Annotated in this window: 9 protein-coding genes; 2 read left to right on the forward strand and 7 right to left on the reverse strand. The window is 68.5% G+C overall.

Going from position 1 to position 12832, the window contains the following annotated elements; all coding sequences use genetic code 11:
- Positions 1–63: 63 nt before the first annotated feature.
- Positions 64–1650 carry an Ig-like domain-containing protein gene (locus tag GF068_RS39595; protein WP_153824734.1) on the forward strand — a complete coding sequence of 529 codons (1587 nt, stop codon included), beginning with the start codon at positions 64–66 and terminating at the stop codon, positions 1648–1650.
- On the forward strand, positions 1647–3887 hold the full coding sequence (locus GF068_RS39600) for a c-type cytochrome (protein WP_153824735.1): 2241 nt from the start codon (positions 1647–1649) through the stop codon (positions 3885–3887). Before GF068_RS39595 ends, GF068_RS39600 begins: the two co-directional genes overlap by 4 nt.
- 85 nt (positions 3888–3972) lie before the next feature.
- Here GF068_RS39600 and GF068_RS46690 read toward each other — a convergent pair whose 3' ends face one another.
- The 7 genes from GF068_RS46690 to GF068_RS39635 form a co-directional block, all read right to left on the reverse strand.
- A complete protein-coding gene (locus GF068_RS46690; protein WP_153824736.1) occupies positions 3973–4176 on the reverse strand; it encodes a KGG domain-containing protein in 204 nt (67 codons plus the stop codon).
- A 181-nt stretch (positions 4177–4357) separates the two neighbouring features.
- The gene (locus tag GF068_RS39610) at positions 4358–5062 is read right to left on the reverse strand and encodes an STAS domain-containing protein (protein WP_153824737.1); all 705 of its coding nucleotides are present in this window, start codon (positions 5060–5062) and stop codon (positions 4358–4360) included.
- A gap of 13 nt (positions 5063–5075) precedes the next feature.
- Positions 5076–5645 carry a hypothetical protein gene (locus GF068_RS39615; RefSeq protein ID WP_153824738.1) on the reverse strand — a complete coding sequence of 190 codons (570 nt, stop codon included), beginning with the start codon at positions 5643–5645 and terminating at the stop codon, positions 5076–5078.
- 59 nt (positions 5646–5704) lie between these two features.
- Positions 5705–5860, reverse strand: a complete 156-nt coding sequence (locus tag GF068_RS39620; protein ID WP_240808102.1) for a hypothetical protein — start codon at positions 5858–5860, stop codon at positions 5705–5707.
- Between the two features lie 80 nt (positions 5861–5940).
- Entirely contained in the window at positions 5941–7014 is a 1074-nt protein-coding gene (locus GF068_RS39625; RefSeq protein WP_153824740.1) for a hypothetical protein, read from the reverse strand.
- A 25-nt stretch (positions 7015–7039) separates the two neighbouring features.
- The gene (locus GF068_RS39630) at positions 7040–9745 is read right to left on the reverse strand and encodes a TonB family protein (RefSeq protein ID WP_338046764.1); all 2706 of its coding nucleotides are present in this window, start codon (positions 9743–9745) and stop codon (positions 7040–7042) included.
- Positions 9746–9749: 4 nt separating this feature from the next.
- Positions 9750–12794, reverse strand: a complete 3045-nt coding sequence (locus GF068_RS39635) for an FHA domain-containing protein (protein WP_153824741.1) — start codon at positions 12792–12794, stop codon at positions 9750–9752.
- Positions 12795–12832: the final 38 nt, after the last annotated feature.

Consider the following 12832-nt stretch of genomic DNA (forward strand, 5'->3'; position numbering starts at 1 on the left):
CGATCTGATTGACGCCTCCCGACCCTTCCGATGTTCTCGCCGGGGGACATCGGAGGCTGAGGCATGAAAATTTACGATGTAATCGGATGGGCCTGCCGCGTGGTGCCCGTGCTGGGCGTGATTGCGCTCGCTGGCTGCGGCGGGGACGAGCCCAAAGGGCCCGAGGGGCTCGTCTGCGCGGCTCCTGCCACGACTCCGCTGCCTGCGAGCCCGAAGGGCCCGCTCTCCTGGAAAGGGCCCGGCGGCCCGGCGCAGACGTATTCGTCGGAGGCGCTCGGCGTCAATTGCGCGTTCCTCGACGGCGGCCCCGAGGACGACACGGATCACCACAACACCGTCACCATGCTCGACGGCTACCTCGTCATGCCCTGGGCCCCCGAGTGGGGCGGCGGCGGCCTCTCCACCTTCCGCTTCGACGACCCCTGCGCCCCCGCGCCCGTCGGCACGAGCTTCTCGCCCCTCATGCGCGAGACCCACGCCGCCGGGTTTGCCCGGATGAACGGCTGGAAGGCCGTCGTCAATGGCGTGAACGGCATTCAATTCTGGGATCTCGCGGACCCCGCCGCGCCCACGGTCACGAGTGATCTCTCGTTCGAGGGCGTCTTCTGGCCCGACGCGTATGCGCGCGTCGTCCTCTCGGTCTTCTGGCAGGCCCCCTACGTGTACGTCGCCGCCGCCGACAATGGGATCTTCGTGGTCGACGCGACCGACCCGGCCAAACCCGTCCCGCTGACGAAATACAAATTCGACCCGCCGCTGCGCGCCGGCGCCATCTTCGCCGTGGGCAACCTGCTCGCGGTCATGGCCGCCGAGGGCTCGCGCACCGTGCTGCTCGACATCGGCGATCCGGCCCGGCCCACGCCCATCCCGGGCGGCACGTTCGAGATCGAGGACGGCGCGGGCGTCCGGCAGGAGGCGTACCACGCCCATTTGAACGGCGACAAGACCTGGTACGCCCGCAAATCCAGCGGCGGCGGCCTCATCATTTACGACATCTCGAACCCCGAGGCGCCGAGGTACGCCGGTGATTACCACGCGCCCGACGGGAACGGCGGGTACGTCTTCCTCAAGGAGAACGTCGCCTTCATCGGGGAGAGCCATTTCGCCGAGGCCGTCGACGTCTCCGATCCGACGAAGCCCGCGCTCCTCCGCCGCTTCGAGCTCACGGGCGACCTCGACACGATCATCCCCATCGGCAACGTCGTCGTCCTCAGCGTCGACGACAAGGCCGACGAGGACCACGGCAGCGCCGTCGCTCCCTTCCTCGAGGCGCCCGACACGCGCGGGCCGGAGGTCACCATGGTGAACCCACGAAATGGCGCCACCTCGCAGCCGCTCACCACGCGGATCGGCCTCACGTTCGGCGAGTTCGTCGATATCGGATCGCTCTGGGAGGGCTCGTTCTTCGTCCGCAAGCTCGGCACGACCGAGCCGATCCGGGGCCAGTATTCGGGGCAGGAGGGCATCGTGAATTTCTGGCCCGCCTCGCCGCTCGAGCCCGACACCGAATACGAGGTCGTCGTGCCCGCCGGCGGGGTCGTCGATTTCAACGGCAACCCCACGCAGACCGAGTTCCGCTCGACCTTCAAGACCGGCCCCTGCGCGCTCCCGCCGAAGCCCACGCCTTACGTGGAGGAGGAGGAAGAATGAGACGCGCGCGCGCCCTCTTCCCCCTCGTGAGCCTGTTTGTCGGGGCCGCCCTCGCCTCGTGCGGCGACGGGGCCTCGCGAGAGCCCCCCGCGCCCGAGCCCTTCGCGCTCGGCAAGATCGAGGGCCCGGACGTCGCGTTCGTCGGCGATGCCGCTTGTTTTTCGCTCACGGTCGCGGGCGGGAGCGCCGAGATCACGTGGAACCTGGGCGACGGGACGGCGCTTCCCCCGGCGATCCTGGGGACGGAGGTTTGTCACGCATATACGGAGCCCGGCCGTCGCCTCGTCGGCGCGACCGCCGTCTTGAACGGGCAGAAGCTCGTCGCCACGCGCGGCGTGGCCGTGGTGCGAAAGCCCATGGTGATCCCGCCGGCCGCGTCGAGCACCATCGTCCTCGACACCGAGCGCTCTTCCGTCTTGGTCGCGAATACGGATCACGATCACGTCGCGCGGCTCGACATGGGGCTCTCGGGCGCGCCCCCCGTGCCGCTCTTGAGCTGCGACGCGCCGCGCACGCTCGCGATCTCCGGCGCGATCCTCGCGGCGGCTTGCCAGGGCGACGGCACGGTCGCGTTTTACGACCTCGAAAAGCAGGAGCCACGCGGTTCGGTCGATCTGGGTCCGGGCAGCGCGCCCTTCGGCGTCGTCGCCGAGCTCCGGACCGCGGGCCTGTTCTTCGTGACGCTCTCCGGCACGGGCGAGCTCGCGGCCGTGAGCGCCGACGGGAACCAGATCCTCTCGAGGACTCCCGTTTTTCCGGACGTACGCGGCGTCGCGGCCACCGCGGTCGGCAGGGTGCTCGTCACGCGCTGGCGCGCGACCGCGGAGGGCGCGGAGGTGGCCCTCATCGACGCGTCCGACCCGACGGCGCTCGCGGACGTCGTGCCGCTCCTGCTCCCGCCGGACGTCGGGCTCGACAGCGACACGAACAACAGCGGCGTGCCGAGCTTCTTGAACCAGATCGTCCCGTCGCCCGACGGCGGCCGGGCCATCGTCCCCTCGCTCAAGGCGAACACCATCACGGGAATGTATCGGACGGGCAAACCGCTGAGCTTCGAGACGACCGCGCGGGCGATCCTCACCGAAATCGAGCTCGACGCGACCCCGGGCAAACCCATCGAGCGGCCCGGCGGGCGGTATGCGTTCGACGACCTCGACTTCGCCTCGGCGGCCGTCTTCTCGCCGAAGGGGGATCTCGTCTACGTGGCGATCCAGGGCGCCGAGCGGGTCGAGGTGCGCGACGCCGTGAGCTTCGACGTCGCCGGCTCGATCGACGACGTCGGCCACGCCCCCGACGGTCTCGCGCTCCACCCCGATGGAACGCGGCTCTTCGTGCACGCCTCCCTCTCGCGCCAGGTGCGCGTCTACGACGTGAGCGACCTGTCGAGCCCGCCCGCCCCGCTCGGAGAACTCCCGACGGCGACGACCGAGCCGCTGCCCGAGGTGGTTTTACGGGGAAAACAGATCTTCAACAGCAGCCGCGATCCCCGCATGAGCCGCACGTCGTACATGTCGTGCGCCTCGTGCCACCTCGACGGGGAAGGGGACAACCTCGTCTGGGATTTCACCCAGCGCGGCGAGGGCCTGCGCAACACGATCCCCCTCGCCGGGCGCGCGGGCACGGCCCACGGGCCGCTACACTGGAGCGCCAATTTCGACGAGGTGCAGGACTTCGAACACGACATCCGCGGCCCCCAGGCCGGGACCGGCTTTTTGCCGGACGACGTGTTCCACGCCGGCATGGTCGACCAGACCCTCGGCACCCCGAAGGAAGGTTTGTCCGAAGACCTCGACGCGCTCGCCGCCTACGTCGCCTCGCTCGGCTCGTTCGGCAGGAGCCCCTATCGATCGAACGATCCCGTCTCTCTGGCCTCACGCCAGAAGGGAAAGGACATCTTCTTTTCGGCCGAGGCCGGCTGCTCGACCTGCCACGCGCCGCCCCATTTCACCGACAGCGCGCTCGCGGCCGGACAAACCTTCGTGCTCCACGACGTCGGCACGCTCGGGCCGGGCTCGGGATCGAGGCTCGGGGAGCCGCTCCCGGGGCTCGACACGCCCACGCTGCGCGGCTTGTGGAAGAGCGCGCCCTATTTGCACGACGGCTCCGCGCCCACGCTCCGCGCCGTGCTCCGTGATCACAATGCCACGGATCAGCACGGCAAGACGAGCCACCTCGGCGACGCCGATCTCGCGGACCTCGAGCGATATCTGCTCACCCTCGACGACGACGAGCCCTGAATGGCAAAAAAGGCCGCGGCAGGACGGTTTTTCGTCCCACCGCGGCCCTCGCGTGGCTCAGCAGCCTTCGACGGCTCGGCCCGGTTCAGCTCTTGTTCGAGCTTCCGCTGCCCTGTCCGCCGCCGCCCTCGGACTGCTTGCCTTCCTCGATGAGCTCGCGCACGCGCTGGCCGCCCTTGTGGCCGATCTCGGAGTAGAACTCGGAGCCGCGCTCGTCACGGACGGTCTCGCCGCCCTTGCGCCCCGCCTCCTCGACCGTCATCTGGCCTTTCTTCTGCTCCTGTGCCATGACGCAACTCCCTCTTCGAGTGGTTGTTTGTCGCGGCGATCCACGCCGGTCGGACCGCCCGACCGCCCGCGTTCTCCGCGTCAGTTCCACACCCGGTTCCTGGGGTGCGCTCCCTCGGGCGTCGAGCGGTCGCCCCCCCGAAGGGATCCTTTTGAAATGGCCCGGGTCGGCCGGTTTGTCCCTACGCCCGCGCCCGGCGGAGCTCGGCGAAAACGGCGACCTCGAGCGCGCTGCCGAGATCGGCGCGGAGGAGCGCCGGCGCGAAATCGAGGCCCTGCTCCACGGCCGTACGTGCCGCCGCCGGCGACACGCCGCAAAGCACGACCCGTGCCCCGAGCAGCGACAAAGCCCGCGCGATTCGAACGAGGCCCTCGGCCACGACAGGATCGATGGCCAGCGCCCCCGTGATATCGAGGATCACCGTACGCGCGCCCGCCTGGGAGGCCCGCGCGAGCACGCGCCCCTCGGCCTGCGCGAGCAGCGAGGCGTCGAGCGCCCCCGCGATCGGGACCAGGAGCACGGAGCGATACACCTCGAGCACCGGCGCCGAGAGCTCCCGCACCCGCGCGAGCAGCCGCTCCTGCTCCGCGCGCGCCTCTTCGAGCTCCGCGACGCGCGCCTCGAGCTCGCGACCGCGCATTTCGAGCTCCTTGCGCCGCGCCTCGTCCCGCTCGCGGCTGCGGCGCAGCTCCCGCGCGACGCGGGCCACCATGTTCGCCACGACGCCGAGCTCGTCCTTGCGATCGAGGAAAGGCAGCTCCTCGTATTTCCCGATCAGGACCCGGCTCATGCGCGAGCCAATCCAGCGCAGGAGATCCATCTCCTCGTCGAGGAGGCGCGCGGCGAGCGGCAGCCTCTTTTGCTCGTCTTCCGTGCCGTCGCTCATCGAGTCACGACGCTCATTCCTGCCACCGCGTGTCGAAGGTGCAGAACGGATCCCCCCTTCGAACACACGTGGTATGCGCGATCTCCACGTCGTAGCCGTCGAGCGCCTCGATGAAGCCGCGCAGCCCGCCGACCTCGAACTGGCAATTGAATGGCTGACGCGACTCGACGATCGCGTGCCGCTCCCCTCGCATCGAGGTGCGCCAGGTGCCGCTGTCGCCACGCGTGGCGAACGTCCACATGGACGGGAGCTGAAGCACGAAATCGGACGGCGTCTTGATGCCGAGCCCGTGGAGCTGGGTCCGGAACATGAAATAAATGTTCCGACCGACGAGCTCCGGCAGCTCCGGATCCTGGTCTTCGAGCTTGCTCAGGATCGTCTCGAGGTCCTGTCCGAGGTACCAGGCGTCCGCCTCGATGTGGCGACACGCGGCCCGGATCTCCGCCGGGACGTCCTCCCCGCCGACGGTCACGAGCATGGTGAAGACGGCCCCGAGCGTCAGCACGGGCCCGGAGCGGTCCTCCATGCCGGGATCGGCCTGGGGGCGCAGATCGAGCGGCGCATGACGCGAGAATCGTTGCATGATGACGACGATCCTCCCGCCGCGCGCGCTCGGGCGTCAAGGAGAACTTCGGTGTTCGATCAGTAATGCAGATCGAGAATGGCAGGATCCGTAGTCACCGAGAATACTTCATTGCAGCGCCGGCAGCGATACTTCACCTTGATCGGCCGGGCCGAGATGCCGAAAAAGAGGCGGAGATAGCCGGACGTGGTGTACACGCCCTCGGCGCTCACCATGTGATGTTCACGCCCATATCCACATGAGCACGTCCGCGGCTTCGAGGTGGCCGCTCTCCCGGTGGGTTCCTCGGTCATGGTCACTCCACCCGGATATAGCGCTGGATCAGGCTCGAACCACCCCTCGTGTCACGAAGGACGCCCCAGATCTGGTAATAGCCGGGGTCGGCAGGCGGGATCCACTTCGTGCTGTGTTCGCCCTTGTATCCCTCGGTCACGCCGCTGATGAGCGAGATGCCGCCGCCCGTGAGGTCGCCCGCCTCGACGAGCCAGTCGACCCAGACCGCCTCGAAAATCTGCTTCCCGTCGACCATTTCGCCGGGATCGATCTCGGCGATCATGGGATCGACGACGAGGTCGATCTCGTGCTCGGTGCAACCCTCGTACGGGTCGCCCGCGAAGCAGCCGACGGCGCGGCGCTCGTCGACCGTGGAGGGGCAAGCCTTGACCGCCGGCATTTCGGCGAAATCCTCGGAGATGGGCTCGCCGTCGAGGGTCATGCCCGAGGCGACGGGGTTCTGGTTCGTCCGGCCGTCTTCGAAGGTGTAAATCTGGGCATAACCGGGGACGAAGCTGTCGGCGTCGAGGCGGTTGCCCTCGGCGTCGAAGCAGCCGAACGGGAAGAAGCCCGCCTTGCCCGAAGGGTCGAGCTCGATGGGCTGGATCTGGCCGGCGCACGCAAAGAAAAACACGAATTGCACGCCGTACTTCGAGCCGCCGTCCGGCGTGGGGCGCTGGGAGAGGATGTCCTCGGGGATCGTGGTCGTGAACGTGGGCCCGAAGCCGATGAGCCCGGGCGGAGGGGTGCCGCCGCCCTCGCCGAGGCTCTGGAACGTCTGCAGGAGCTGCGGGAAGCAGCCATAATAGAGGTCGCCCGGCGGGTTATAGCAGCCGCCGATCCAGAGGATCTGGACCGGGCGCGGGCCGTCCCCCTCGGGATCGGGGTAGCCGTCGTACAAGGTCATGTCGAAGCGGACCTCTTCGCCCGGCTGCGCGTAAGGTTTGTCCGCGGTGACCGCGAAGATCCGCAGGCCATCGACGAGGTTCGACGAGACCCAGCCTGGCGTGCATCCGGCAGAGATCACCGGGGCGGCGAGCGTCGCCGCGGCGAGAGCACCGAGCACGTGACGTCGGAGACCGCGTGTTTGCTTCATCCCATTCCCTCCTCGCGGATCCGCCCTAGAAATCACCACGAATGCCGAAGCTCGGCAAGATCGGCACCCCCGTCACGTATTGCCGCGCGGTGTAGTTGAAGTTGTAATCGATGCCCTCGACGTTCTGGCTGTTGTAGACGTTCTGGACGTCGAGATAGAGCGAGAGCTGCCAGCTCTTGAAGCGGAAGCGACGATCCAGGCGGATGTCGAGCTGGTGGAACATGGGGAACCGCTCGCTGAAGGGGCCGCTGTACGGGAGGGCGGTGTAGGTGCCGACGGACGCATTGTAAAGGGCGTTCGCGCGGTTCGGGATGCAGCCCTCTTGCTCGAAATTGCAGACGTTGGGCGTCGTGAGGTTGCCCGAGACGAGGCGGAACCGCGCGCCGAACTCCCAGCCGCCGCCGAGGCGATAGCTGCCGAGCGCCGTCAAGATGTGCGTCTGGTCGAACGAGACGGGTTGCTCCTCGGCCCCCGGCAGCGGCGTGCGCAAGCTGCGCGAGAGGGTATAGGCGACCCAGCCGAAGAAATTCGAGTCGGCCTTGTATTTGAGCAAGAACTCGGCGCCGAAAATGCGGCCCTTGCCGAGGTTCTCGCGGACGGTGCCGCCCCCGACGGCCGAGGGGCGCTGCGAGACGAGGCGATCGAGCTGCTTGTAAAAACCCTCGACGCTGAGCTCGATGTTGCGCGTGAACTCCTGCTCGGCGCCGATCGCATAATGAATCGCCCGGTTCGACCGGAGCCCGGCCGTGCCGAACGGAGGAATGGTCTCCTGCGGCTGCGGCGGCTGGGTGTACGCGCCCACGCCACCCTTGATCGTCGAGCGCGGGAACTTGGAGGTGAGGTCGACGCGGCCATTGACGCGCGGCGAGACGTCGATGCCCTCGGTGCGGCTGTTGCCGTCGATGCGGATGCCAGGGACGAGCTTGGCCCGGCCCGTCGGCGCGATCTCGAGCTCGACGTAACCCGCCGGGCTCGTGACCCAGCCGCTGAACTCGCTCTCGATGAGCGGGCGCGTGGAGAAGGGGCCGCCGGAGGGCTCACCCGGGCGCGGCGGCGCCGGGCCGCGGTACTTCGCGTCGGCGTAGTTCGTGAACACGTCGAGGCCCGTGTTCAGCGTCATGCCCTTGCTGATGCGGCGCGTGTACTCGGCGCGGCCGGTGATGCTGTAGTTCGTGAGGTTGAAGAAGAAGGGGCCGACGCCAAAGTCGAGCTGGTCGATGCCGAACGCGGCGACCGCGGAGAAGCGGTTCTTGTCGTCGATGTCGTTGTCGTAGCGGAGCTGGATGCGGTGAAAGCCGGTGTGGAAGCCGGCGTTGCCGCTGATCGCAGGCTCGCCGGGCGGTGGCTGATCCGCGACGAGCGCGATGGAGTCGTCCGCGCCGAAGAAGGTGAGGCGCACGCTCGAGCTCGGCGTGGGGTTCGCCTCGAGGCCGAGCTGATAATCCCAGTAGACGGGGAGCTGCGTGATGCCCGCGCCCGCGGCGTCGAGGGCGAGGCCAAGCGTGGCGTCGAGGTAGCTGCGCCGCGCGCCCGCGATGAAGCGGACCTTGTTCTTCGTGCCAGGCACGGGGCCCTCGGCGATGAAGCGCGCGTCGACGAGGTCGGCCTGCGCCATGCCGTGGTACTTGCCGTCGTTCTTGGGCGCGCGGACCGCGACGTCGACGATGCCGCCCATGACGCGGCCATACTGCGCGCTGAAGTTGCCCGGGAAGAAGTCGATGCGCTCGATCATCTCGGTCGGCACGACCGAGGACAAACCACCGAAGTGGTAGATGAGCGGGATCTGGGTGCCGTCGAGGAACGTCTGCGTGTCCTGCGGGGCCGAGCCGCGCACGAGCAGGATGCCCGCGATGGCAGGCGGGCGCGCGACGCCAGGCAGGTTCTGGAGCGCGCGGAGGGCGTCGCCGTTCGTGCCGGGGATGCGCAGCATCTCGCGCTGCTCGAGGGTCCGCTTGGTGACCTCGCGCGGCGAGCGCGCGCCACGCACGACGACCTCGAGTCCGTCACTCGCCGCGACGAGGCGGTACTTGACCTCGATGGCCTCGCCCGCGGCGATCTCCTCGGTGACGTCGAGCGCGTCGTAACCAGGCGCCGTGATGATCACGCGGTACTTGCCCGGCCCGAGCCCGTCGAAGCGGAAGCCGCCGCTCTCGTCGACCGTGGCCTCGTTCTGCCCATCGGGCCCGCTGAGGAGGACGGCGGCGCCCGCGAGCGGGACGTCGCCGTCGCTCGTGATCACGACACCTCGAAGGGACTCGCTGGCCTGCGCGGCAGAGGGTTTGTCCCCGGAGCCCACGTCGGGCGGCGGCTCGGCCTTCTTCAGCGCGAACGAGTAGCGGTAGAGGATACGCGCAGCCGCGGGCGTGCCGTCGGCCTTGCGCGCAGGGTCGAACTCGAGCTTCTTCGCGGCCTCGACGGCGGACTCGTCGAAGCCATGCCCCGCCGGCTCGATGACGACGACGTTCTTGACCTTGCCGGTCTTGTCGATGTCGAGCTGCAGGGTGACGGTGGCCTCGAGCCCGGCCTTCTCGGCCTCGGGCGGATAGACCGGCGGCTGGTAGTTGAGCGGCCGCGGCATCGCGGGGCCCGAGGCCGGCGGCGCAGGTGCGCCGGGCGAAGCCGCGTCACCGGGCGGAGCGGTCTGCGCGAGGGCAGGGGCCGCGGAAGACCCGGCGACGAGGCCCGCGAGGAGGAGGGCGAAGGCGCGCTTCTGACAAGGAAGGACGTTCACGTGGTCATACCGGATCGCGGCGCTTCAAGATGATGCAAAGCACGACGACGAGGGAGATCGTGAAGCCCCCGAGCACCGCGAAGGGCAGCCACGTGTTCTCGTAGTTCGTGAAGCCCCAGCCGCCCGCGAGGCTGTCGGAGGCCATCTGCGCGATCGAGCACTTGAACTTGCCGGCCTCGATGAAGTCGGCAGGCGCGCTCTCCGTGCGGCCGAGGTCGATGACCCACGAGGGATCCTCCTTGAGCGCGATGCGCTCGTGGACGATGGATCCCTCGAAGCCCCAGCGGGCCGGCATGATCATCATGAGGGGCTTGAGGTGGGGCACCGTCGTCATCGGGACCATGAGCCCCCCGAGGACAACCTGGGGGATGAGCGCGATGGGCGTCAAGGCCATGGCCGCCTCGGAGGAGGTGACGACGGTCGAGAGGAGGAGCCCGAGCGCGACGGCCGCGAGCGAGGTGGCCACGAGCGAAGCGAGCTGCGCGAAGAACGCCGGCGCCCCGCCGTGGAAGCCGAGCGTGAAGAACACGATCGCGAGCAGGATCGTGCACTGAACGACGCAGAAGAACGCGAGCAGGATGTACTTCGACAGGACGTAGTTGAGCAGGCCGAGCGTGACCATGCGCTCGCGCATGTAGATGGCCCGCTCGGCGACGATCTCGCGCGCCGCGTTCGAGGTGCCGAACCAGACCGAGGCGACGACGAGGAAGAAGATGGCGCCGGTGTTGTCGGCGGTGGCCGTCATGCCCTTCAAGATGTCGCCGGTGCTCGTGTCACCGCCGAACTTCTTGCCGAGCTCCTGGAGCGCGCCGAGGCACCACGCCGGGACGGCCTTCTCCTGCCAGCCGAACACGATCGCGAGCAGGATGCCGATGATCGGCGCCTGCGCGAGCATGATGACCGTGCCCGCGGTGTCTCGTATCTTCGTCTTGAAGTAACGCGAGAGTAAGAGGCCGAGCTGCCCCTTCGTGGTGGCGCGCCGCTCGGGGATCGCGCGCTGGCCCTGGCCGGCGCCTATCTCGCGCCGGCCCGTGTACATCTTGCGGTAGGTCGGGTTCTGATCGCTGAAGTACTCGCGGCGCCACTCGAGCGCGGCGGTCTTGCGCGCGTGACCACGCGGCACGTTCGGATCCCGCGCGCGCATCTGGTCGTAGATGGCCTTCTCGCGCGAGGCGATCATCTCGAACATGTCGCGCGGGTTGTCGATGTCGTTGCGCTGGCCCTGGCGCTCCTTCCACGTGCCGAAGAAGCGGTACGACTCGCCGTGCGTCGAGCCGAAGAACATGGGCACGCCGCCGTATCCCATGATCAGCGTGTGCGTGAACTTCTCGTACTCGTCCTTCGCCGGCTGATGGATCGTCATGATGATCGTCTTGCCCGTCGCCTTCGTGAGGTCGTGCAAGAGCGTGATCAGCGCGGTGGTGTCGTCGGCGGCGAGGCCGGAGGTGGGCTCGTCGAGGAAGAGGATGACGGGGTCGGTGACGAGCTCGAGCGCGATGTTGACGCGCTTGCGCTGACCACCGGAGAGGATCTTCTTCTCGGGCTTGCCGATCTGGAGGTTCTGCACGCCCTCGAGGCCGAGGTCCTTGATCGTCTGCTCGACGCGCGCGTCGATCTCCTCCTCGGAGTAGTCGGGCGGGAGGCGGAACTTCGCGCTGTACTTCACGGCCTCGAAGACCGTGAGCTCGGGGTGCACGAGGTCGTCCTGCGGGACGTAGCCGATCGAGCCGCGCAGGTTGTCGTAGATGTTGTAGAGGTCCTCGCCGTTGATGCGCACGACGCCGCTCGTGGGCGGGAGGTAGCCGTTCAGCGTGAGCAAGAGCGTCGTCTTGCCCGCGCCCGAAGGGCCCATGAGCGCGATCATGTCGCCCGGCAGCGCCTTGAACGAGACGTCGTCGAGCAGGCGCTTCATCTCGCTCGGGTTGTCGCGATCGGGGACCTCGAGGACCAGGCTCCACGCCTCGATCTCGTAGAGAGGTTTGCCCGCCCAGCGATCGGCCGAGTACTCCTCCTGCACGACCTGGACCGCGCCCGTCGCGCCGAGCTCGATCTGCAGCGGCATCGGGCCGATGAAGAACTTCTCGCCGCTCTGGATGCCGATCTTCTGGCCCGGCGGGATGCGATGGCCGCGGACGTAGGTGCCGTTGGCGCTGCCGCGATCCTCGACGAAGAGCTGCCCGTTCATCTGGTGCACGAGCGCGTGGCGGCTCGAGACCTGCGGGTGCTGAATGACGATGTCGTTGTCGGGCGTGCGGCCGATGCTCTTCTGCCCACCGCCGCTCGGGCCCGCAAAATCGAGCTGGCCGAGGACGGTTTTGTTCTTCTTGCCAGGCGCTCCTGCCGCAGGCGGCGCGCCCGAGACGGGCGGATATCCTTGCTGTTGCGGCATGGAGGGGTAGCCCTGCTGCGGCATCGCGACGTTGGTCTGCGGCATCGGCGCAGGCGCGGGCTGCTGCGCGTACGCGCCGCTCTGCACGGGCATGGCGCCGCCACGCGAGGCCTGCGCGAGGCGCGCGAGCAGCTCGACCGGGACGGGCACGGGGCCAAACGCGATGACGCCGTTCGGATCGATCGGCGCAGGCTGCGCAGCCTGGAGCTTCGTGGTGCCGACGTAGGTGCCGCTCGTCGAGCCGTTGTCGACGACGAGCATGCGATCGAGCATCACGGTCGCGTGCTGGCTCGAGACGCTCGGGTGCTGAATGACGAGCGACGCGCGCGCCGGATCACGGCCGATCACGAGCTGCCCCGCAGGCGCAGGCGTGCTGCCCGTGGCCATGATCGACAGGATGATCGCTGGGTGGCTGAGCGGGACGGGCGCGCGGCCGACGACGAACTGGGTGCGGAAGTCGAAGGGGACCTCTTCACCCGGCGCGAGCTGTCGGTTGTTCGCGAACGAAGGCGCAGCGCCGCCGCCGATGAACACGAGCCTGCCGCCGCCCTGATGGACGAGGCGCGCGTGCTCGGGCGCGACGCTGGGATCCGCGATGACGACGTCGCACGTGGGAGCGCTGCCGATCGTGAGGGTCTGCTTGCCGAAGCCGGGGACCATGCGGGCTACCTTTCACCACGAACGTCCGCGGAGGGCAA

Origin of the sequence: Polyangium spumosum, from assembly GCF_009649845.1 — a bacterium.
GTDB lineage: Bacteria > Myxococcota_A > Polyangia > Polyangiales > Polyangiaceae > Polyangium > Polyangium spumosum.